Source organism: Methylophilus sp. (genome assembly GCF_008015755.1).
In the GTDB taxonomy this organism is placed as follows: Bacteria; Pseudomonadota; Gammaproteobacteria; order Burkholderiales; family Methylophilaceae; genus Methylophilus.
In genome coordinates this window covers 48,352-71,093 of the sequence record NZ_SSGF01000010.1, presented here as the reverse complement: position 1 = coordinate 71,093, position 22,742 = coordinate 48,352, and the positions used below count along the sequence as shown (strand labels likewise).

The following is a 22,742-nucleotide window of genomic DNA, read 5'->3' as shown; positions in this document are numbered from 1 at the left end:
CCACAATGGATCAATCAATTTCATCAGGGCATTTCACGTCTCCTTCCAATAATACGCATGCATTCATAGCGTCCTTCTGAGTTGTACTTTTTCTTGGCTTAAACACGTAGCGCTTCGGCCATAAATCTTCTATTTCACACTCCAACAATCGCGCAATATGGCTTGCTACCGCATAAGCAGTAATTCGATCATGAATTACATTGCTCACCACACCACTGGCTACACCAAGGGTGCGTGCAATTTTCGCTTGGGTTATTCCAAGACGTCGAAGCCGATAATTGATTTCAATTCCATCCATATTGGAGATGACAAAGTCCGTATTAAAGAGTAACCTATCTCTATTAAGTATTTTATATCTCTTTAGAGATAAATTAATATATCTTATACTGATATGAATAATCAAGCCATACGTTCAACTTCCTTATCTAATCTTGATAGCATTGGAACAAGATTATCTTCGCTATTAGCTATGTTTGGATTGAGCCAATCTGAATTTGCTGCAAGGGTTAAAGTGTCGCAAGGTTTTGTCAGTGATGTTCTGAGAGGCATCAAAAAACCTGGTGCTGAATTTCTCTATGCCTTAAAAATTGAATTTGGCATCTCAATAGATTGGCTTTTGACTGGCGAGGGCACCATGAAAGGTGAAACTCAAATTGATATTTCTTTCTTACGAATGATTCAGCTTCAAATATCAATTGCCAGAGGGGCTATTCTAAAGAAAGATATTGCAGCAAAAGCTATCATGCTCCTAATCCAGAATAACAAGTTAAATGAGGCTGGCACGGATCCTGAAATCAAAAAGTTCTTGGATGGGATAAAACCTGATATTGAAGATTTTGATTTAGCGATTGAGCTTTATAACGGTCATTTGTGGACTGATGAGACATTACGTCAACGTAATATCATGGCCGCTGTAGCAGCGCATTTTGAATCCAAAAACACTGTAGATCCTTTGAGTTTACTAACCCAACAGCCAACGTCGATTAGCATCAACATTAATTCTATTCAGCGTAATGCTGGACGAGACTACTACGAAGGATGATTATTTAATCTCTGATACTGCATACACTCATCATGACTAATCAAGCTCAAAATATAGAATTGAACATTGCTGAACAACAAAGAAATGCCAACCGGGACTACTATGAATTAAATCTACCCGTATCAATGAAGGTGTATATGGCGACTCGTTCAGATGAGGAGCTGGACCGAGTGGCATTGGGTAATCAAAGAATGTTTAAGTATCGCTTCGGATTGAATGCTAATTCGGTAGTACGTACTAAAATCATTGCAATCAAAAATCGATACAACTTAACCGACATAGAGGTAAAAACATTGATCAAGTCTGGTCAAATTAGAGTGAATCAGAATAAAGTTCTTGTCACACCAGACAAAGTGTCGCCTATTATTGGTTTCGTTATATTGGTAATCATCAGTTTCGTTTGTGGGATTAATTTGTTTGCCATTACTGGTTCATCCAGCGTATCCGTATGGGGAATACTTTTGGCACTAGGCACGATCCTAAGTGTATGGGGTATTTGTATTTATCATATTAAGAAATTCATGGTTGCACCTTGGCAAACTCTAAAACATTCCGGGGTTCTGAAGGACTTACCAAAAATAAAAATCTTGGATAGCCTACGCGTACGTTCGTTTACGATTGAGTAAGCTAACGATTTAAACTGATTTTATTTTTTCCAACTCACTTGAGATTTTATTTTGCAACTCAGCAATATTTAATTCTTTATCCAAGATTAAATACGATAGTGTAAGTATTGTCAGAGGGTGTATTCCCATGGCTGTCGCCAAGCTATCAATCTTCTCTATGGAAGGTCTCTTTTTTCCATTCTCCAGGACTGACACATAAGTTCTGCTTGATATGTCACTAAAAAACTCTTGCGTTAATCCTTTACTTATTCGAATCTCTTTGATGGCTAAACCCAGCGCTTTTTGAATTTCCATACGAAGCCCCTATAAAGGAGCTTATATAGCCAAAATGTGTCCTAAAGGACTATAATCTAAAGGACACATTCATCGAATATTCCGAAATAATGTTAGTAACAATTGATGAGGATAATATTCCGCATACTAATATAGGCGATCTTAATCCCAATTATTGGCGCTACGTCTATCTTGTTGATTGTGATTATTGGTTTCACGCAAACTGCACTTCCATTAAAGGAAGCTCTGAATCAATTGAAATAATTATTGGTGCAGATGATGATTTACTGAGTTTGATCAAAAACACAGAATTAAAAATCAACCATATTTATCTGATGAACTCTTTCACATTAGATGGCGCCAGGACATGGCAAAAAGAAATAATTAAATCAGTGTATCAAAACAAAACCGATGATACAGAAAAGGTCACGATCGAACTAAACGACGGGCGCCTCTTCAGTCTGTCAAAGAAAGAAAGCCTCGTGCAAATTAATAAAGTGTACTCATCAATTAGTTAGCATAGGACACATTATTAGGATGCAAATTATCACACTAACCGTAGCAGTCGGAGGACGAATAACCCTTAACCAGGATTTCATGAATCACCTCCGCATTAAACCAGTAGGTTAATATGATTGTAGAGTCTAACAGTGCTGCAAACCTTGTACAGATTCGTGCTTTGGCTCTTCATGCCTTCGGTTCCGAACCGGTTGCTGAGTCTTGGCTCAATCAATATCACGCCTTGTTAGGGGGTGCTCCTATCGTTATGGCCAAATCATCCTCTGGATTTGCTGAGGTTCAGAAAATATTAAGTGCCATAAATTATGGCGGAGCGGTTTAAGCTCAAGCGATTCAAGAATTCAGCTGAAATGTTGTTCGATGATACTGTTAACACATAAAAGAAATGAGTCAAAGATGGCTAAAGAATTCTCGGATATTCGGTTAAATATGAGATCTGAATCGCAGCTGCGTTCTCAAGCTATGACAGAACAACTTTTAAGAGAGTTGCCACTTCATCAATTAAAGCAAGCATATGGCCTCTCTCAACTAATGCTGGCTCAAGTATTGAATGTTCAGCAACAATCAATTGCAAAATTAGAAAAACGCGCAGATATGTATTTATCTAGTTTGAGGACCCATATCGAGGCAATGGGTGGCGAGTTGGAAATTGTCGCTTGTTTTCCTTGTGGCGCAGTAAGTATAAGCAATTTTTCAGACTTGAAAATTGAAGTTGCGCCTGACAAGAGCGCGCCACTTTAATGCATAAGGTCTAGTTGTCAGATGATCTCTTGATCATCAGGTTTCTAGGTCAAAGTGGTATGCGTCTGATTTATGTACGTTGATGTATACGGACAATAAAGTTTAGGCATAAACAATAGAGTTTAGTGGTAGTTTCAGGCTGGAGTTGATATTGCAAAAAGCCTGTAATATCCTGCAAAGTCAGGTATTTTCAATTAATTCACAGAGGGCTTGAATATGAGAAGTGACTCAGAGAATGAAGAATTTAATGACTCTTTGACTCCCTCAACCCGCAAACTGCATCAATTGTTAGCAAAGAGAGATCTAAATAGCTCTCGGATGCTGACTGCAGAAGAAATCGATTTATTGAGAAAAAGCCAGCGCGAAATGTCTGAGACTTACGCAAAATTGTCTGAATCACATTTCTTCGGAATGTTGGCCGAAAAGACTAACAATGTAGCTTCTCTTGATGAAATCAAAAAGGCGATCTCAGATGGTTGGGCTGGGATAAATAAAGAAAAGTGATAAGTGAGCCATGCTTAATGTAGCGATTTACCTAAGTATTATTGGTACCATCTTTGCCATTGGATTGTCCATTTTTGCCTACAAAATGCACAACTATAAGAAAAAATTAGAAAACAAAAAACAAATTCAATAAGCTCACTTAATCCGGAAGCCAATGAAGTGCAGCTACAGATTAATAATGAATGAACTATGTTGATGAGTTTACCCCCTTAGGTCAGATTGAGAGCTTCTAATTATCTGCGTGGATTCACCGACTTTAGTAATTCCTGTGATCAATATTTCCGTCAGCCCTCAACCATAGGATTATCAGGATTGGCTTGACCTTACCCATATGGGAAGGTTTAAAGTGTGACTCACGACTATGCAAGGAGTCCGTGATGACTACAGAACGCATCGAAAACAAGAGTTCAAATCCTGACATTATCAATTTGCCCATTGACGGTATGACCTGCGCCAGTTGTGTAGGTAGAGTGGAAACTGCATTATCAAAAGTGGATGGTGTAGGCAGTGTATCAGTCAACTTAGCCACTGAACGTGCAGATATTCACTTGGTAAAACCAGTGGATCGCAAAGAATTAATCACCGCAGTTGAAAATGTGGGATATAGCGTGCCAAGCAATACGATAGAGCTCTCTGTAGAAGGAATGACATGCGCCAGTTGTGTAGGTCGCGTGGAAAGTGCCATCAAAGGAGTGCCAGGTGTTTCTGAAGCCACAGTAAACTTAGCGACCGAACGAGCAACCATTAAAGGAAATGTTTCAGCGAATGAACTGATTTCCGCGATCACTAATATCGGATATGAGGCAAAAGAGATTTCTTCAGGATTTGAGCCTGATAACGATGCCAATAGTCTCAAAAAAGATGCTGAAAGAGCAGCGCTAAAACGCGACCTGTACTTAGCCACCGCCTTCGCTTTACCCGTGTTTCTACTTGAAATGGGCTCTCACTTCATTCCGGGCGCGCATGAGTTGATTCTTTCTACAATTGGCATGGATTGGAGCTGGTACCTGCAGTTCGCATTAACAGCAATTGTATTGACCATACCTGGACGGCGTTTCTACCAGAAAGGCTTTCCCGCCCTTTATCGCCTAGCCCCAGACATGAACTCTCTTGTTGCTGTAGGAACTACGGCTGCATTTGGATATTCTGTTGTCGCGACATTCATCCCTCACCTTTTACCTGATGGCACAGTCAATGTTTACTACGAGGCTGCAGCGATCATTGTTGTATTGGTTTTGCTTGGTCGTTATCTCGAATCGAAAGCTAAAGGTCGTACATCAGAAGCGATTAAGCGATTGGCAAAAATGCAAGTCAAAGAAGCGCATGTGATGCGTAATGGAAGTTTTGTAAGTATTGCAATCAATGACGTAGTAATAGATGACATGATTGAAGTAAAACCAGGCGAAAGAATACCCGTGGACGGCACAGTCACTGATGGTCAAAGCTTTGTAGATGAATCAATGATCACGGGTGAACCAATACCAGTTGAAAAAACACAAGGTTCACGCGTTGTAGGCGGAACCATCAACCAAACAGGCGCTTTTAGAGTGCGTGCTGAAGCCATTGGTGGACAGACCATGCTTGCACAAATCATCCGTATGGTTGAACAGGCACAAGGTTCCAAATTGCCTATTCAAGCGGTCGTCGATAAGGTCACTATGTGGTTTGTGCCTGCGGTTATGCTTGCAGCCGTTATCACCTTTATAGCTTGGATGATATTTGGGCCATCTCCAGCTTTGACATATGGACTGGTCAATGCCGTGGCTGTATTGATCATTGCTTGCCCGTGTGCGATGGGCTTGGCCACACCAACCTCTATTATGGTCGGTACTGGCCGAGGTGCTGAATTGGGTGTGCTTTTCAAAAAAGGCGAAGCCTTGCAAATGCTGAAAGACGCTCAAGTAGTGGCCGTAGATAAAACCGGCACGTTAACGGAAGGTCGTCCAGTGCTGACCGATTTAGAAGTCGCAATAGGCTTTGACCGCAGTGATGTTCTAGCAAAAGTGGCAACCGTGGAATCTCAATCTGAACATCCAATTGCCCGTGCCATTGTGGCCGCAGCTAATGAAGAGAGCATTATATTGCCGGAATTGGACGATTTCGAATCCATTACCGGTATGGGAGTTCGAGCAACGGTAGGAGGGGCGAAGATTGAGATAGGTGCCGACCGATTTATACGTGCACTCGGTCTAGGGGTAGAAAACTTTGCAAACACAGCTGAACGACTAGGCAAAGAAGGCAAGTCACCTTTATATGCGGCGATTGATGGAAAACTGGCAGCGATTATTGCAGTCGCTGATCCCATCAAAGCTAGCACACCACTAGCGATAGCCGCATTGCATCAACTAGGCCTGAAAGTGGCTATGATTACCGGTGACAATGCCCGCACAGCCCGTGCAATCGCAAATCAGTTGGGTATAGACGAAGTCATCGCTGAAGTAATGCCTGAAGGTAAAGTCGAAGCAATTCGTCGCTTGAAATCGAGTTACGGGTATACCGCTTTTGTGGGAGATGGTATCAATGATGCGCCGGCACTGGCTGAGGCTGATGTCGGCCTCGCCATCGGTACCGGAACCGATGTGGCTGTGGAGTCAGCCGATGTGGTTTTGATTTCTGGCAATCTTCAAGGCGTTCCAAACGCTATTGCCTTATCAAAGGCAACCATAGGCAACATTCGGCAAAACCTGTTCTGGGCCTTCAGCTATAACACGGCATTGATACCGGTTGCTGCTGGGGCATTGTACCCAGCCTTTGGATTATTGCTGTCGCCAATCATTGCAGCTGGCGCCATGGCCTTATCGAGTGTATTTGTACTTGCAAATGCTTTGCGGTTACGTCGTTTCCAGCCGCTAGTTGCTTAAGAAATATGTACATAAAAAAGCCTGTTGATAAATTCAACAGGCTGATGAATTACTACTGGCGAGGTGGGAAGCCGGCTTTTTCCAAAGCAGAAACTATCAGACCTGGAGCAGCAGAGCTTTCAACTGTCACCGACCTATTTGGCGGGTCAGTCACGATATTGGCTTCTGGGTCTACATCTTTAATGGCCTTGGTGACACCCCGGGCACAACCGCCACACGTCATATTTTCAATATGTAATTGCATAATGAACTCCTTGGTTGAAGTTGATAGTATCTTAAGCATAGACCTTCCAATGATTGGAAGGTCAAGCGTTTTAGTTGATAATAAAATGAAGCAGTACAAAAGAATGTTCGCGTTACATTAAGGAGCCATCATCATGAGTCGGTTTTTCAACATCGGTCAGGCTGCCAAACAATCCGGAATATCTGCGAAAATGATCCGGCATTATGAAAGTGTTGGCTTGCTACAAGCGGCTTCACGTACTTTGTCTGGATATAGACAATATTCTGAGAAAGATGTGCATACGCTAACTTTCATCCGTCATGCACGCGATCTTGGGTTTTCAATTAAACAAATAGAGGATTTACTTGGTTTATGGGGAGACCCAGACCGGTCGAGCAGTGATGTAAAAGCACTGGCCCAAAAGCATGTACAGGATTTGGAGCAAAAGATTACACAATTAGCGAAAATTAAATCTGAGCTAAAAAAGCTGGTGGACTGCTGTCATGGAGATGATCGGCCAGAGTGTCCTATTATTGACGGTTTATCGGATCACGTTGCCTGATGTGGTTAGCCTTGAAGAATGCTTGTTATTAAAAATGTTTAATCGAGCTGTGAGGGTGATGACTTCAGAATTGAAGAGTGTTTAGGGCCATCACACTGGCATGCTCCGGCCCTATTTTTATCAGTTTGTTTTTCTTATGAGCAACATATAGGCTGCAGGTAGTACAAAAAGTGACAGTAATGGGGCAGTTAACATTCCTCCAACCATAGGAGCTGCTATCCGACTCATTGCCTCAGAGCCAGTTCCGTCCCCAATCAATATCGGAATCAAGCCAGCCAAGATCACGGCCACTGTCATGGCCTTAGGGCGTACTCGCAAAGCAGCACCTTCAATCAAGGCATCATGCCAATCTTGCTTGCTGTTTAGTTTTCCGGCTTGCCTGTAACGGTCTACAGCCTCATCCAGATAAACCAACATGATAATGCCGAATTCAGCAGCCAGACCGGATAAGGCAATCATGCCAACACCACTGGCAATAGAAAAATGGTAACCAAGCAGGTACAGAAACCAGATGGCACCCACCAAAGCAAATGGCAGGCTGGTTAAGATTAACAAAGCAGGCCCTATCCGTTTAAATGCCATAAACAGCAGTATGAAAATGATCCCTATGGTCATGGGCACCACATAACTTAGTCGTTTAGATGCGCGTTCAAAATATTCAAACTGTCCAGACCAGTTGAGTGAGTAGCCAGCTGGAAGTTGTAATTGTTTATCCAATGTGGCCTTGGCTTCGTTAACAAAACTACCCAAGTCTCTATCCTGTATATCAACATACACCCAGACATTGGGGCGTGCATTTTCACTTTTGATCATCGGCGGACCGTTGGTGTAGCTAACCTCTGCTATGGCTCCCAAGGGTACGCTGGCACCTGACTCTGTAATGATAGGCAGCGTTTTGAGCTTATCGGCGGAGTCCCGGACCTCCCTCGGAAAGCGCAGATTGATCGGAAAACGTGCCAGCCCATCAATCTTCTCGCCGATATTGTCACCGCCAATTGCGCTAGAAACCAGTTCGTTGACATCGGTAATATTCAAACCGTAGCGTGCTGCCTTCAATCTGTCGATGCGCACATCCAGATAACGTCCACCAGTAGCTCGTTCAGCAATAACCGAACCCACGCCGGGGACCGTTTTCATGATGCGTTCTACTTCCTGACCGAGTTTCTCCAAAGTGGCCAGATCCGCTCCTCCGATTTTAATACCTACCGGACTTTTGATCCCAGTAGATAGCATGTCAATGCGATTGCGTATGGGTTGCACCCAGACATTGGCCATGCCAGGTATTTTCAATCTGGTATCTAGTTCATGGATCAGTTTCTCGGTGGTCATGCCCGCACGCCACTCCGAACGTGGCTTGAATTGAATGGTTGTCTCCAGCATTTCGAGGGGCGCAGGGTCAGTAGCTGTTTCTGCACGACCTGACTTACCGAATACCGATTTCACTTCAGGCACCGTCTTAATCAGGCGGTCACTTAACTGCAAAATTTCGGAAGCTTTGGACGCAGATAGGCCTGGTAAAGCAGTGGGCATGTAGAGCAAATCTCCTTCATCAAGCGGAGGCATGAATTCACTACCCAGTTTACCGAGTGGGATCAATGTCATGACGACCAGGAGTACTGCCACCCCCAAGGTCAGTACCGGATGCTTGAGTACTTGCGAAAGCATGGGCTTGTAAATGGCGATCAACCAGCGATTTAATGGATTATCAGCTTCGGGGCGTATCTTGCCACGAATGAAAAAGGTCATTAATACGGGAATCAATGTGACTGACAGACCAGCTGCTGCGGCCATGGCATAGGTTTTGGTATAAGCCAGCGGTGCAAACAATTTTCCTTCTTGGGCTTCCAGCGTAAATACCGGAATGAATGACAAGGTAATAATCAGCAATGAGAAAAATAAAGCCGGGCCAACTTCGCAGGCCGCCTCAATAATCACCGCTGCTCTTTGTCGCTGATCAGGCTCCCCATTTGCTATGCGAAACTCTTCGAGTTTGCGGTGCGCATTCTCTATCATCACAATGGCAGCATCGACCATGGCGCCAATGGCAATCGCAATACCACCCAGTGACATGATGTTGGCATTGATGCCCTGATAGTCCATAACTATAAAACTGATCAATATACCCAGTGGCAATGCGACAATCGCCACCATGGCTGACCTGAGATGCCATAAGAACACCAGGCATACTAGCGCTACGACGAGAAACTCTTCAATCAGCTTATGAGTGAGATTATCAACTGCACGCTTGATTAGTTGGGACCTGTCGTAAGTCGTGACTACCTCGACGCCTGCAGGCAGGCTCTTTTTTAGTGTTTCAAGTTTTAATTTGACGGCATCAATCACCTGTAATGCATTTTGACCAGCACGGACGACAATCACGCCACCTGTAACTTCCCCCTCACCATTCAACTCAGCTATGCCACGGCGCAATTCTGGGCCTAGCTGCACGCGGGCAATATCCGCTAGCAGAATCGGCGTCCCCGCTTCCGAGACACTGATTGGAATGGCTTTGAAGTCTTCTAGCGTGTCTAGATAACCGTGCGCCCGTATCATGTATTCCGCCTCGCCCAGCTCAATCACTGCACCACCTGTGTCCTGATTGGCATTTTGAATGGCCGCAGTCACTTTCGATAATGGGATTCTGTAGTTACGCAATTTATCTGGATCCACCTGTATTTGATATTGGCGAACCAGACCACCTAACGTCGCTACCTCGGCCACGCCAGGGATGGTTTTCAACTCAAATTTGAGAAACCAGTCCTGCATGGCCCGTAATTCACCAAGATCATGCTGACCGGATTTATCCACCAATGCATATTCGTAAACCCAGCCCACACCAGTTGCGTCCGGACCCAAGCTAGGTGAAGCACCTTTGGGTAGGCGCGAAGATATCTGGCTTAAGTATTCCAGTACCCTCGATCTGGCCCAGTATTGATCTGTGCCATCATTAAACAAGATATAAACAAATGAATCGCCAAAGAAAGAATAGCCGCGTACTGTTTTCACCCCAGGTACGGAAAGCATCGTCGTCGTCAACGGATAGGTAATTTGGTTTTCGACAATCTGTGGTGCTTGGCCGGCCCAGGGCGTACGGATGATAACTTGCGTGTCAGACAAGTCAGGGATGGCATCCAGAGGGGCTCGTAGCATGGCAAAAAAACCCCAGGCCGTGATTATTAAGCTAACCAGAATGACCAGAAGTGGGTTGGCAGCCGACACCTGGATCAATCTAGTGATGACGCCAAGTGTGTGAGATGGTTGTTTAGGTGTATGCATGGTTACTTCTGCCCCTTCATCACACGCGCTTGGTCAGACTGTTTGTGGATATGCTCGATGTCGTACTGTTCCGTTACCGGGTCAGACTTTAGGTCGAAGCTCACTTGGTCGCCTGGTTTAAGCGTATCCAGCTGCATGACATCCTTTACCTGAAAGGCCATGGTCATAGCTGGCCAACCCAAGTCAGGAATCGGATCGTGCGCGAGGGTAACCTGACTATTTTTGCGATCTATGGCCGTCACTTTGCCGCTACCCTGTGGCATTTTCTGAGCAGACTGGGGAGTGTTGTGTCCATCCATCTTCATCGATATTTCGGTTGCTTCTGAGGGTGTTGTCTGTGAGAGCTTTGCAAGTACTCCTGAGAGCGAAGCTTCCGAGTCAATCAGGAACTGACCGGATGCCACAACCTGGTCACCGTCTGACAAACCAGAAAGTATTTCGGTATTGCCAGCATATTCTTCTCCGGTAGTCACCTCGACCGGTTTAAACCCGGTTGGCAGTTTGACGATCACCACTTTACGGGTGCCCGTCACGATGACCGACTCACTCGGAACAGCAATTGATTCATGCTTAGCACCTGCCAGCATAATATTGGCAAACATGCCGGTGCGCAGCTTGCCCTGTTTATTTGGCAACTCAATGCGTACCTGCATAGTGCGTGATGTGTTATCCAGCGTGGGATAAACATAGCTGACTTTACCTTTTAATGTTTCACCTGGCATGCCTTGTAGCTGGATGTCTGCTTCGCTGCCTAGGTGTACGCGGCCTACATCCCGCTCCGGGACTTCTGCTATTAGCCATACATTCGAAAAGTCAGTGATTTGCATCAAGCTGCTGCCGGGCATCAGTTGTGCCCCTTCGCGCAAGCCCAATTCCGTCACGATGCCGGATGCCGGGGCATAAACACTGAAGCGTGCATTGGCACGGCCAGCATGGGTGATGGCTACAATTTCGCTCTCGCTCATCCCGAGTAACTTCAGACGGTTACGTGCAGCCTGTGCAAGGTCGCGGGTATTGAACGACATTTCACCGGCGTTAGCATTCTCTGAACCAGGCTGATATGCCAATAGAGCTAAATACTCCTGTTGTGCGGTCAATAATTCAGGCGCATATACCTCTGCGACTTTTTGTCCTTTGACAACATTATCTCCGATGGCGCGTACGCTTAAGCGCTCTACAAAGCCTGGCACACGGGTTTGTACTACGTAGTACCCGCGCTGGTTTGGTTCAATGCGGCCGACTGCCGACAAGGTTTCCCCAAATTGGGACATACTGGCGGTTGCTAAGCGTATTCCCAGATTTTGCTGAATTTGCGCTGGGATAGAGACCCCAGCATTTTCAGTATTCGCTTCCATGTATTTGGGTTCCAGTTGCATGTCCATAAACGGTGACTTGCCTGGCTTGTTAAATTTCTGCGTAGGGACCATAGGGTCATACCAATATGCAACGGTTTTGCCACTACCGTCCTGTACTACACCATTGATCATTGGTGCAGATGTCTCAGCTTTGGGTGTTGTTTCCGATGAGGGAGCAGAGCCATGCGACTGCAACCACCACAACCAAATTCCCATATTGACCAGCGCAAACAGTATGACAAGTGATATCTGGTTCAAGCGTTTCATGGGTGACTCCCTGCAGGTGATTGTGCGGTGAAAAAATGTTCGTCATTCAAGAGGAATGCAATATTGATTGCTGCACGTTGTAGTTCAGTCTGGATATTCAAATGCTCAATCTGTATTTCCAACACATCTCGTTTTGCTTCCCAGACCTCTGCCAAGTTAGGCTTGCCTGCACGATAGGCAGCTTCTAGCAATTTGAGCCTGGCATCCGCAGCAGGAATGAGACGCTGCTGATGTTCGAGTTCGCGAGCCTCAGTGATTTCCCAGTCTGCACGTGCAGCCTCCAGTGCTGCTGACAGTTCTAAGCGGCGATCCTCTGTTAGCTTGCGCGCCCGTTCTAGCAACAACTGTTTTTCGGCCGTACGCTGATCCTGGCGGTGCGCTCTATCTGTTTGCAAATCAAAGGCAACCTGGAAAGTCACCATGTCACTTGCGCCTGCAAAACGCTTGCCGTAACCGACCTCCCAACTCCAGTTCGATAGCTTGCCTAGTTGAGCGCGATCAAGGTCAGAGACTGCCACAGCCTCTTGTTGTCTTGCATTGAGTAATTGAGGGTTATCTTCCAGTTCTGAACGCTGGTCTAGGATGGTTAGCTGCGGGCGTTTGGGCGTATAAAGACGCATCTCATCGCTGAGCTGTCTTTTGGCATCATTTCCCAGCCAACGTGCGAGTCCTGCACGTGCTTTTCTTTCTTCCAACTGAGCCATCAGGGATTTGTCCCTGGCAGACGCTAATTGAGCATCCAGTTTAAGGATGTCACTCAATGGCTTGCCACCGGTACTGGCTGCACCAAGTGCGGCCTTGCGCTCGGCATGCATGGTTTCTATGATTTCCCGATACAGTGCAAACTTGTGTTGGGCAGCGTAGGTGTCTAGCCAAGCGATGGCAACCTCTCTCTGTATGTTGCGCTGGCTGACTAATTGCTCCGTTTCATATTGTCTAGCCTCAGCATTCAAATACTGCGCTGTGGCCTCACGTTTGGCCTGCGGAACCATTTCCTGCTCTAGGCCAATACTGGTCATGGTCATTTCTTCACGGTCAAATCGAAATGCATCCCGATTTGTTGCCGGAAGATTGATAATGCCAAGTTTTACTTTTGGATCCGGCAGTTGTGCTTCTGCGATAGCAGAGGTTCTGGACGCCTTGGCAGCATCTACTAGTGACTGCAGTAATGGTTGCCTTTGAATTGATAATTCAATAGCCTCGCCTAAAGAAAGACTATTCGCTGAGGCGAAGCCTCCATGCATGGCATGTTCTGCATAGACTGAATAGGTGAAAAAGAGCGACCAGCCGCAAAGTAGGCGCATACCTAGAGATAGGATTTTCATAAAACACTCCTGAAATACTCAAAATGACAAACAAGGGGCACGTATGGGCCCCTGAATATCAAATCAAGCCGGAGGTTTTATCGGGGGAGGGAGTTCTGCGGAACGTCTAAAGTCATTGAAGTGCAATAGCTGATGCTCAGGAACATTCAGCATGAAATCCTGTTTGTCTAACTCCAGGGTGGCCGCGATTGAAAAGTGGCAGCCAGCCATAGAACAATGGTTATGTTGCTGTGACGAGTCTTGAGTGTCGGAAGGCTGGACGGGTGGCGATTGCTGCATATGCTCACAATGACCGACATCCATAGATGGCATGGCAATTTCAAACTTATCCTGTTGCATGTGTCTAGCTTGATCCAATGCGCAGGAGACAGAGCACACTGACGCCAGTACTGGACTAGAGGCCAGTATCAGTATCAACAGCATGGTCGTTATGCGCATCAGCTTCATATAGTTGCCGAATATAGCAGTCAAGTTACATTCCAACAAGTGTTTGGGTCGTTATTGTTTCAGGCTGGTGATAACGTAATCTTGACCAGATGGAGCAAGTGTAAATGTCACGTTGTCACCTATCTTTACTTTGTCGAGTAACGCTTTCTCTTTGACCTTAAATTCCATATTCATCGCCGGCCAATTCAAAGCTGGGATTGGCTCATGTTTGAGTCTAATTTGATTGGTGGATTTGTTGATAGACATCACCTTACCCTTGCCAGTGATTACCTTTTCTGAAACCTTTTCAGACGACATAGGCATATCATCCATGGTAAAGCCGGGAATTGCTATTGCGCTTGCAATCAGAACAAACACACTTGTAATGATTTTTTTCATATTTAATCCTTGTGATCTCTAATTAATGGGGGTCTTTCAATACAATGTTACACATCATTGATATTCCTTGGCATCTGAGGAACACGGTCATCCTAAAGCTTTCCATAATGGTAAGGTCAAGAGGCATTTTCGACGATTGTTAGATTAGCCTTTGGTTAAAGTGATTTCGAACCTAGTCGAATGTTGATCAGAAACGACACGAATTTTGCCTTGATGAGCTTCGATGATTGATTTTGTAATTGCCAGCCCTAAGCCTGCGCCATCGCTGGTTTTCTGTCGGGATGGATCTACGCGATAGAAACGGTTGAACAACAAAGGTATATGTTCCGACGGGATCTGCTCTCCTGAATTCTCAACCGTCAATGTCACCAAATTTGGTTGGGTTTCAATCCGAACTATGACTTCACTATTTTTTAAAGTGTGTCGAATCGCATTAGAAAGAAGATTGCTTAGAGCTCTTCTCAACATCAACTTATTGCCTTTAGTGGTTGCCTCTCCCAATACAGTCAGCACCACATTTTTCTCTTCTGCCACCGCTTCATAAAACGCAAAAAGTTCATTTACCTCATGCGCCAAATCAATTAATTCTGTATCTGGAACAAGTTGACCATTATCAGCTTTGGCCAATAACAACATGTCTGAGATCATGCGAGCCAGGCGTTTATACTCCTCCAGGCTTGAATATAGTATTTCCCTATACTCGTCAGCAGAACGCTCACGTGACAGCATGACCTGAGTTTGGGTCATCAAGTTACTAATCGGAGTCCGTAATTCGTGAGCAAGATTAGATGAGAATTCCGAAAGACGCTTAAAGGAGCTTTCTAGCCGTGCCAACATATCATTAAAATCGAGCGCTAACCCATTCAACTCAAGTGGAACAGATTCAAGGGGAATACGCTCTCCTAAATGACTTGCAGAAACACCTCTGGTCACTTCCGCCATTTCACGAACAGGGGCAAGACCACGCCTAGCAGCGAACCAGCCTAATAGAATGGTTAAGACAATACAGGCACAAATCGCTAACCACAGGTTGCGATGGAATGCTGCCATGAACTCTTGGTGATGTTCTATATTAGTGGCCAAACCAATTAACATTTTTGGCTGCCCTGGTATGTCAGTGGCGGCATATGCAGATAGGCCTCTATACATTTGAACATCATGATTCAATATCACCATTTTTGAATGTTGAGATGATATTTTTGATGTCAACCTGCTCATCAGGTGATCGGTCAATGCTTTATCTGTCGTTGAAAAAACAAGGTGTTGTTTTGCGTCCAGAATGGCAGCAAATAGACCTGCATGACCAACAAGCGCGTCATTTAACTTACCGGGTAATTCAGTCATATCCATGTCAGAGTGGACATTTGCTAAAGCATGCCTTATGAGCTGAAGCTTTCCTTCAAGCTCAGTTTGGTCCATATGTTCAAAGTGTGACTCTACTAGTGAGTCAACTAATAGCCCGATCAAAAGCAAAACTATAGTTGATGCTGTCGAGAAAAACAGAGTTAGCCGAAAGGTAATCGATTGCGGGCGCATCATTTTTCAGGGGTTTCTAAAACATACCCCATCCCTCTTATGGTCTGGATGAGCTTGGGTTCAAAGTCATCGTCCACCTTCATACGCAGGCGTCGCATGGCGACTTCAATGACATTGGTATCGCTATCGAAATTCATATCCCAAACTTGGGAAGCAATGAGCGAACGTGGCAGTACCTCACCTTGGCGGCGAAGCAATAATTCCAGTAATGAAAACTCTTTGGATGTAAGTTCGATTCGTTTACCTGCTCGGCTGACTCGTCGGCGTAATAGGTCCAACTTTAAATCGGCAGCTTCCAATACTTCTGCCTCTTTGATTTTACCGCGCCTTAATAGCGTTCTGACACGTGCAAGCAATTCAGAAAAATCAAATGGTTTAACCAGGTAGTCATCGGCACCTAATTCCAACCCTTTAACACGGTCTTCAATCTGATCACGTGCGGTAAGAAAGAGGACAGGCATTTCTTTGCCGATTTGCCGCACAGTCTTCACAACTTGCCAGCCATCCATGCCAGGCAACATGACGTCAAGAATAATTAAATCGTAATCTTCTGTCATCGCCATATGCAAGCCATCGATGCCATCGCGCATGATATCAGTCACAAATCCTGCTTCGGACAAGCCTTGTTTCAGGTAGTCTCCGGTTTTGGTTTCATCTTCAATAATCAGGATTTTCATATGCAATTTGCACCGAGCTTAATGCTATCAATTGTGCATGAGATTTAACGGCTCTGGCAAAGATTACAAAGATGTAATGCGCTAGTCATCAATCAGTTATGGAACATCTATCAATATAGGCATTTTTATGATGTCAGCTTTTGTTCGCACTAGACAGCATGACAAGTTTGTAATATTGCCGTCAGGTTGTGGTCAACAAGCCCAGCGCAAAATGGTAACTGTCATTTCAATGCCAAATGATAAGAAGTAAAGCTCAAGGCATAAATACTTAAATTATTTAAGAAAGGCTTCAAGATGAATAAGCAAACTTTGAATCGTATGATGATCGTGATTGCACTTTGTGCTGCAGGCTTCTTTTCACTCGCAAATGCTGGCATGGATGAAGCTCAACGCCAGCTTATCCAACGTGTCACCCAGGCAAAGCAAGTCCAACAACAAGCACAGGCAGCCAAAGGGGCCGAACGGCAAAAACTTTTAGACAACCATATGAAATTAATGCATGAGAATATGGATACCTGCCGGTCTATGAAACCAAAAGCAGGCATGACCGAAAAAGAGCGGGATGACTGGTTTGCCGAGCACCAAAATATCATGAACCAAATGATGGATCAGATGATGACTGATTATCATATGGTAACCGAATTAAATGGCAGCTCTGCAGAATCCGGTACTCATAAACACTAAATCTCACCAGGCCAGCCTACAACAGGCTGGCTATTAGTTCACGAAAGTTGTTATGGCATTCATTGAAAGACCACACGGGGCAAGAGTCAATATCACTTACTCTTGGTTTAAATATATCTTATCGGCCGCAAGTGTCATTCTGTTATTGTCCGGTCAGACGAGCGCCGCCGGGGATAGTCAATCCGAACAGTCATATCAGTCTGCGTTTGATGATTACAAAGGTGACACTGAACAAAAACGTACAGATTGGATGGATGCCAATACACCAACTTCAAGTGGTCACGCAGGACATGACATGCGCAATATGCCATCTAATGACTTGTTAGGCATGGATCACTCGCAGATGAACCATATGGACCATTCGCAACATGGCACAGAAAAGTCCTCTCAGAAAAATCAATTAGCCAAAAGTAATGTAGGCCAACCAATGAATATGGATCATGCCACTATGCATGATCATAGCCAGCATGAGCACGTGAATTCACAAGCTCACGCTAAAGAGTCACCAACATCCATGAATGAGTCTATGCCGCAAGAACATCAACATGATGACATGCCAGCAATGGAAACGCATTCAGCAGAGCAAACGGAGCCTAATAGTGAACATAACAACCATGATCATGGGAGTCATAACCATGAGGATCAAACAAATTCGGCAGATAACCAGCCTGATTCAAAGCCCTCCACCCAAACTACAGGGTTTGAAATAATCCCCAATGTACATCCGGCAATTGTGCATTTTCCGATTGCATTGACACTCGTTGCATTTTTGCTGGGTTTGATCGCCTACCTTACTCGCCGGTACGCCATTACAGAACATTTTTCGGTGGCCTCTCATATGAGTTTATGGCTCGCTGCATTGGGTGCAATAGGTGCAGTTATTTTTGGCTGGTTGGCTTTCAATTCTGTTAACCATGATGAAGGAGGCCATCTGGCCATGCTGACTCATCGGGTGTGGGCGATCCCAACTGCTCTAGGTCTGGTTGGAGTCGCAGTGTGGGATATCGCTAAGAACGGCTTCAAAAAACCAGTATCTCTGTTTATGGTAATTCAATTATTGGTACTGTCGATTGGTATTAGTGTCACTGCTTGGTTAGGTGGTGAAGTGGTTTATCGTCACGGTATTGGCGTGTTATCTATACCCGCTACTTCAGGTACTGGCCATAGTCATCAGCATGGTACAGAAGGAGCTCAGCATGAACATTAATGATACTGCATTGAAGCATAAAGGAATATTGCTAGCGCTTGCTTCGGTGTTCGTATTAACCGGATGTGCGACGTTCACTAAAGACGGTGGTTTTGACAATGTACAGCAGATCGCCAAGAAACAACTTAAACAGGAAATTGCTTGGCCTAAATCTGAAAAGGAACATGAAAAGATCAATGAGCGTGTCCAGTCATTACTATCCCAGAAAATCAACGCGGATGCCGCTGTCCAGATTGCACTACTGAACAATCGAGGCTTACAGGCTGCCTTTTATGATTTAGGTATATCGGAGGCTGATTTGGTACAGGCCGGCAGATTGCCTAATCCACGCTTTTCAATGTTGTATGCCAAAAATGATGGCGAGTACAAAATCGAACAGGCCTTCACGTTTAACATTTTTTCTTTGATTACCATGCCAAAAGCTGTGGAAATTGAAAAGCGGAGATTTGAGCAAACTCAGAAGTCTACTGCCATGGAAGTGCTTAAGTTGGCAAACCACACCCGAGCTGCATATTTCAATGCAGTAGCTGCTGCTGAGCTCACCCGATACAGCGAACAGGTGAAAGAGTCAGCTGAAGCTAGTGCCGAGCTGGCTAAACGAATGTTTCAAGTGGGTAACTGGAATCAGATACAACAAATGCGTGAGCAAAGTTTTTACGCAGATGCTGCATTAGATTATGCCAATGCCAGAAACAAACAGGTCAAAGCCTATGAGGCTTTGGCCCGGCTATTGGGTGTATCAGTTACAGAACTTCACTTGGAAGAGAGGCTGCCAGATTTACCGAAGACCATTAATGATTTACAGCCTTTTGAGCAGAGTGCATTTGATCAAAGACTGGATTTGCAGGAGGTTCGTTTGGAAACGGAGGCCGTCGCTAAACAACTCGGACTTACCAAAACCACACGTTTTATCAATGTACTCGAAATCGGCCCGGCTAGAGTGCTAGAAGGTAAGCGTAGTGATCCTTATAAAAAAGGCATCGATCTTTCTTTTGAAATTCCACTTTTTGATTGGGGAACCGCCCGTGTAGGGAGAGCAGAAGCCATTTATATGCAGGCAGTGAATCGGACGGCACAAACTGTCATCAATGCGCAATCAGAGATCCGTGAATCCTATAACACGTATCGAACTTACTATGACACAACCAAACACATCCGCGATGAAATCGTGCCTTTGCGCAAGAAAACCCTGCAGCAGAGTTTACTCAGATATAACGGCATGCTTACCAGTCCGTTTGAGTTGTTTGGTGACGCCCGTGCGCAAGTTCAAAGCGTCAAAGGATACATTGAATCATTACGCGACTTTTGGGTGGCTGACGCTGCGCTACAAGCTACTTTAGTGGCAAGTCCTCAAATGATGGAAGGTCAATAAGCATGAGTAATCCAGGTTTAAACAGAAGAAGTTTTTTTAAATATGCAGGTCTCGGGATGGCGGGTGTTGCGATCTCTAGCGTCAGCAAAGTTGCAATGGCTGCGCTGCCCGAAATAGTAACTAGTGATGCGGCCACTACTCAACCCCCACTACATCCTACGACCGGTAGACCTTATAATCCCGTGGTCACATTAAATGGCTGGACACTGCCATGGCGTATGAACAATGGAGTTAAAGAATTTCATTTGGTAGCTGAACCTGTTGTGCGTGAAATTGCACCTGGTATGAAAGCACACCTATGGGGCTATAACGGCCAAAGTCCTGGGCCAACTATTGAGGTGGTGGAAGGCGACCGAGTACGAATATATGTTACCAACAGGCTTCCTGAGCGAACCAGTATACACTGGCATGGTCAACGTTTACCGAATGGCATGGATGGAGTAACTGGCTTGACGCAACCTGCGATTGAACCCGGTAAGACATTTGTCTACGAATTTGAAGCAAAACGTCCTGGTACATTCATGTACCACCCACATGCTGATGAAATGCTGCAAATGGCAATGGGCATGATGGGAAGTTGGGTGACACACCCTAAAGACCCGAATTTTATGCCGGTTGACCGTGACTTTATCTTCTTGCTCAATGCATATGATATTGAACCAGGCAGTTACACGCCAAAAACCAATACCATGCTGGATTTTAATCTTTGGACGTGGAACAGCAGAGCATTCCCAGGTATCGATTCTATTGTTGTTGGCAAAAATGATCGCGTGCGAATCCGGATGGGCAATCTAACCATGACCAATCATCCCATTCATATCCATGGACATGAGTTTGAAGTGACAGGCACTGATGGTGGATGGATACCAAAAACGGCTCGTTGGCCTGAGGTTACGACCGATGTGGCGGTTGGTCAAATGCGGGCGATTGAATTTATTGCAGATGCGCCGGGCGACTGGGCATTCCACTGCCATAAGAGTCACCACACAATGAATGCGATGGGTCATGATGTCCCCACCCTGATTGGAGTGAAACAAGGAGACCTCATCAAGAAAATAGGGAAATTGGTACCTGACTACATGCCAATGGGCGAAACAGGCATGTCAGAGATGACTGATATGGCTGAGATGATGGATATGCCTATTCCCGAAAATACCTTGCCTATGATGATGGGCACAGGCCCATTTGGTGCCATAGATATGGGTGGGATGTTCACTACTGTTAAAGTCAGAGATGGACTGAAGCGAGATGATTACAAAAATCCAGGAAATTATAAACATCCGGCGGGCACTGTGGCTCATGCGGTGGATAGAGAAGCGCCACCGATTGAGCGTAAGAATACAGTTAGTACAAATGATGCAGACGTTAAGGTTAGAAAGCCAACAGGCCACTCAGGGCATTAACTGATTTGGGTAGTATATGGTTGGTTTTAGTCGGTAGAAAGACGCTACACAGGCCAATCATATGCTCTAGAATCGTTACTGATTCCGCTTCAGGTCTGTTATATAACCTTTCATTTCATCTATCTCCTTGCGCTGCGCTTCAATAACTTCGTCCGCCAATTTCCTTACTCTAGGATCAGTTATTCTTGCCCGTTCACTAGTTAATATAGCAATCGAGTGATGAGGAATCATCGCACGCATGTATGCAACATCATCGACTGTAGTCTGACTTCGTACTAACCACAGTGACACCCCAAAAACGAGGACGCTAGTCCCTAGAATGAGTATATTGATTTGTTTGTTGGGGTACATATTCCACATGAAAGCTAGCATAACAAATGCCATGGTCGCCCCCATGATCAGTGCCATGTATGCTCTAGTTTCACTAAAGAAAACATGATCAACCGAATAAACATTCAGATACATTAGCCCAAACATGACAATTGTGCCTACCACAATCATTAGAACAAATTTTGAGTATTTCATTGAACCCATCGGGTGGTTGTGATGAGATGCAGTAGAGTTTTGCATTGGCTTCTCCTGGTCAGTTGTCTGATTTAAGAGATGACATGGTTTTAAGTGATGAGTTCAAGATCTTTGCCGTCATAAAATGGCATGGAGATTTTAAGCTGAGAGTCTTTTAAAAAAAATTTTTAGAAAGATGAGGTCAATTAGTTGCTCGGCAGTGGAATGCGTGGTCACATGAATGAAATACGCCCCATCGTAGTGATGCGAACTTCTCTTCGGCTACTCCCATGCGGGAGGCGATAACACAAATTCCAAAACCAACAAACTTGCCAGTGATCATCAACGGCATACCATTTAACAAAGCATCGCGACCTGCGGTTAACTCATGACCTAAAACGCTATAGAGTCCCTAGCAGCAGCACTGCTAACAAACGATATAGTGTTTTAGACTTTAATTAGTGGCCCATGAAGCACCATAGGAACGTTCAAATATTACCAATGAGCTGTAACTCTTGCTTAAGTCTCTCTTTATCATTCAAGATGTCTGGACTTAAGTTAAGAAATGCCTCAATCCTCTTGCGAAGTATTGAATAAGCCTGAACGAATGAAGCTTCTATCTCAGCATCTGTGCCTGTTGCTTTGGCAGGATCATCCACTCCCCAATGCGCTCTTAAGACATTTCCCAGATAGGCCGGACAGGTTTCCCCTGCTGCATTACTGCAAACTGTAATAACGATGTCTGGGGTCACCGGCAGGCTATCCCATGACTTGCTATAATAGCCTTCTGTAGATATGCCTTCACGCTTTAACAATACAATAGAACGTGGATGCACCTCGCCTGTAGGCTGGCTTCCGGCGCTCATTGCTTTCATGCCTGTTGGTGCCAGAGCATTGAATGTTGCCTCAGCCAAAATTGAACGGCATGAGTTACCTGTACATAAAAATAGAATATTCATT

Annotated in this window: 24 protein-coding genes; 12 read left to right on the top strand and 12 right to left on the bottom strand. The window is 44.9% G+C overall.

Going from position 1 to position 22,742, the window contains the following annotated elements; translation table 11 throughout:
- Positions 1-10: 10 nt before the first annotated feature.
- On the bottom strand, positions 11-298 hold the full coding sequence (locus tag E6Q52_RS04955; RefSeq protein ID WP_152604422.1) for a helix-turn-helix domain-containing protein: 288 nt from the start codon (positions 296-298) through the stop codon (positions 11-13).
- Between the two features lie 93 nt (positions 299-391).
- Between E6Q52_RS04955 and E6Q52_RS04950 the strand changes: the two genes are divergently transcribed.
- Positions 392-1,042 (top strand): helix-turn-helix transcriptional regulator, encoded by a 651-nt coding sequence (locus E6Q52_RS04950; protein WP_081979325.1) that lies wholly within the window; start codon positions 392-394, stop codon positions 1,040-1,042.
- A 32-nt stretch (positions 1,043-1,074) separates the two neighbouring features.
- Positions 1,075-1,668 (top strand): Got1/Sft2-like family vesicle transport protein, encoded by a 594-nt coding sequence (locus E6Q52_RS04945; RefSeq protein WP_047516654.1) that lies wholly within the window; start codon positions 1,075-1,077, stop codon positions 1,666-1,668.
- A 9-nt stretch (positions 1,669-1,677) separates the two neighbouring features.
- Here E6Q52_RS04945 and E6Q52_RS04940 read toward each other — a convergent pair whose 3' ends face one another.
- Positions 1,678-1,962, bottom strand: a complete 285-nt coding sequence (locus tag E6Q52_RS04940) for a helix-turn-helix transcriptional regulator (protein WP_047516657.1) — start codon at positions 1,960-1,962, stop codon at positions 1,678-1,680.
- A gap of 89 nt (positions 1,963-2,051) precedes the next feature.
- On the opposite strand from E6Q52_RS04940, the gene E6Q52_RS04935 reads away from it, so the two are divergent.
- The 5 genes from E6Q52_RS04935 (at position 2,052) to E6Q52_RS04915 (ending at position 6,566) form a co-directional block, all read left to right on the top strand.
- Positions 2,052-2,459: a hypothetical protein gene (locus E6Q52_RS04935; protein WP_047516660.1), complete on the top strand. Its 408-nt coding sequence runs from the start codon at positions 2,052-2,054 to the stop codon at positions 2,457-2,459.
- A gap of 113 nt (positions 2,460-2,572) precedes the next feature.
- Positions 2,573-2,782: an MbcA/ParS/Xre antitoxin family protein gene (locus E6Q52_RS04930; protein WP_047516662.1), complete on the top strand. Its 210-nt coding sequence runs from the start codon at positions 2,573-2,575 to the stop codon at positions 2,780-2,782.
- A gap of 74 nt (positions 2,783-2,856) precedes the next feature.
- Complete coding sequence (locus tag E6Q52_RS04925) at positions 2,857-3,201, top strand: XRE family transcriptional regulator (protein ID WP_047516666.1); 345 nt, start codon at positions 2,857-2,859, stop codon at positions 3,199-3,201.
- Positions 3,202-3,417: 216 nt separating this feature from the next.
- Positions 3,418-3,705: a hypothetical protein gene (locus E6Q52_RS04920; RefSeq protein ID WP_152604423.1), complete on the top strand. Its 288-nt coding sequence runs from the start codon at positions 3,418-3,420 to the stop codon at positions 3,703-3,705.
- Positions 3,706-4,082: 377 nt separating this feature from the next.
- Complete coding sequence (locus tag E6Q52_RS04915; protein ID WP_047516671.1) at positions 4,083-6,566, top strand: heavy metal translocating P-type ATPase; 2,484 nt, start codon at positions 4,083-4,085, stop codon at positions 6,564-6,566.
- A gap of 52 nt (positions 6,567-6,618) precedes the next feature.
- Here the strand turns inward: E6Q52_RS04915 and E6Q52_RS04910 are convergent, their stop codons facing one another.
- Positions 6,619-6,810 carry a heavy-metal-associated domain-containing protein gene (locus E6Q52_RS04910; RefSeq protein WP_047516674.1) on the bottom strand — a complete coding sequence of 64 codons (192 nt, stop codon included), beginning with the start codon at positions 6,808-6,810 and terminating at the stop codon, positions 6,619-6,621.
- Positions 6,811-6,943: 133 nt separating this feature from the next.
- On the opposite strand from E6Q52_RS04910, the gene cueR reads away from it, so the two are divergent.
- Entirely contained in the window at positions 6,944-7,351 is a 408-nt protein-coding gene (cueR, locus tag E6Q52_RS04905) for a Cu(I)-responsive transcriptional regulator (protein WP_047516677.1), read from the top strand.
- 120 nt (positions 7,352-7,471) lie between these two features.
- Here the strand turns inward: cueR and E6Q52_RS04900 are convergent, their stop codons facing one another.
- The 7 genes from E6Q52_RS04900 to E6Q52_RS04870 all read right to left on the bottom strand — a co-directional run bounded on the left by E6Q52_RS04900 (position 7,472) and on the right by E6Q52_RS04870 (position 16,612).
- Positions 7,472-10,627 (bottom strand): efflux RND transporter permease subunit, encoded by a 3,156-nt coding sequence (locus tag E6Q52_RS04900; RefSeq protein WP_052179063.1) that lies wholly within the window; start codon positions 10,625-10,627, stop codon positions 7,472-7,474.
- A 2-nt stretch (positions 10,628-10,629) separates the two neighbouring features.
- The gene (locus E6Q52_RS04895; RefSeq protein WP_052179066.1) at positions 10,630-12,249 is read right to left on the bottom strand and encodes an efflux RND transporter periplasmic adaptor subunit; all 1,620 of its coding nucleotides are present in this window, start codon (positions 12,247-12,249) and stop codon (positions 10,630-10,632) included.
- Positions 12,246-13,574, bottom strand: coding sequence for a TolC family protein (locus E6Q52_RS04890; RefSeq protein WP_081979326.1), 1,329 nt, complete (start codon positions 13,572-13,574; stop codon positions 12,246-12,248). The genes E6Q52_RS04895 and E6Q52_RS04890 overlap by 4 nt, the downstream gene beginning before the upstream one ends.
- Before the next feature lie 63 nt (positions 13,575-13,637).
- On the bottom strand, positions 13,638-13,913 hold the full coding sequence (locus E6Q52_RS04885) for a hypothetical protein (protein ID WP_292819212.1): 276 nt from the start codon (positions 13,911-13,913) through the stop codon (positions 13,638-13,640).
- 159 nt (positions 13,914-14,072) lie between these two features.
- Entirely contained in the window at positions 14,073-14,399 is a 327-nt protein-coding gene (locus E6Q52_RS04880) for a copper-binding protein (RefSeq protein WP_052179068.1), read from the bottom strand.
- A gap of 144 nt (positions 14,400-14,543) precedes the next feature.
- The gene (locus E6Q52_RS04875; protein ID WP_292781904.1) at positions 14,544-15,938 is read right to left on the bottom strand and encodes a heavy metal sensor histidine kinase; all 1,395 of its coding nucleotides are present in this window, start codon (positions 15,936-15,938) and stop codon (positions 14,544-14,546) included.
- A complete protein-coding gene (locus E6Q52_RS04870) occupies positions 15,935-16,612 on the bottom strand; it encodes a heavy metal response regulator transcription factor (RefSeq protein WP_047516687.1) in 678 nt (225 codons plus the stop codon). The genes E6Q52_RS04875 and E6Q52_RS04870 overlap by 4 nt, the downstream gene beginning before the upstream one ends.
- A gap of 294 nt (positions 16,613-16,906) precedes the next feature.
- Here E6Q52_RS04870 and E6Q52_RS04865 point away from each other — a divergent pair, with 294 nt between their 5' ends.
- From E6Q52_RS04865 to E6Q52_RS04850, 4 genes are read left to right on the top strand one after another with little or no spacing between them, the layout of a single operon-like run.
- Entirely contained in the window at positions 16,907-17,296 is a 390-nt protein-coding gene (locus tag E6Q52_RS04865) for a hypothetical protein (protein ID WP_292781907.1), read from the top strand.
- 52 nt (positions 17,297-17,348) lie between these two features.
- Positions 17,349-18,503, top strand: a complete 1,155-nt coding sequence (locus E6Q52_RS04860) for a DUF2231 domain-containing protein (RefSeq protein ID WP_052179071.1) — start codon at positions 17,349-17,351, stop codon at positions 18,501-18,503.
- Positions 18,493-19,875, top strand: coding sequence for a TolC family protein (locus E6Q52_RS04855; protein WP_047516698.1), 1,383 nt, complete (start codon positions 18,493-18,495; stop codon positions 19,873-19,875). The genes E6Q52_RS04860 and E6Q52_RS04855 overlap by 11 nt, the downstream gene beginning before the upstream one ends.
- Positions 19,876-19,877: 2 nt before the next feature.
- Positions 19,878-21,278 (top strand): multicopper oxidase domain-containing protein, encoded by a 1,401-nt coding sequence (locus tag E6Q52_RS04850; protein ID WP_047516701.1) that lies wholly within the window; start codon positions 19,878-19,880, stop codon positions 21,276-21,278.
- A 75-nt stretch (positions 21,279-21,353) separates the two neighbouring features.
- On the opposite strand, the gene E6Q52_RS04845 is transcribed toward E6Q52_RS04850, so the two are convergent.
- Both E6Q52_RS04845 and E6Q52_RS04840 read right to left on the bottom strand, forming a co-directional pair.
- Positions 21,354-21,848, bottom strand: coding sequence for a DUF305 domain-containing protein (locus tag E6Q52_RS04845; protein ID WP_235273071.1), 495 nt, complete (start codon positions 21,846-21,848; stop codon positions 21,354-21,356).
- Positions 21,849-22,270: 422 nt separating this feature from the next.
- The gene (locus E6Q52_RS04840) at positions 22,271-22,741 is read right to left on the bottom strand and encodes an arsenate reductase ArsC (protein ID WP_047516704.1); all 471 of its coding nucleotides are present in this window, start codon (positions 22,739-22,741) and stop codon (positions 22,271-22,273) included.
- Position 22,742: the final 1 nt, after the last annotated feature.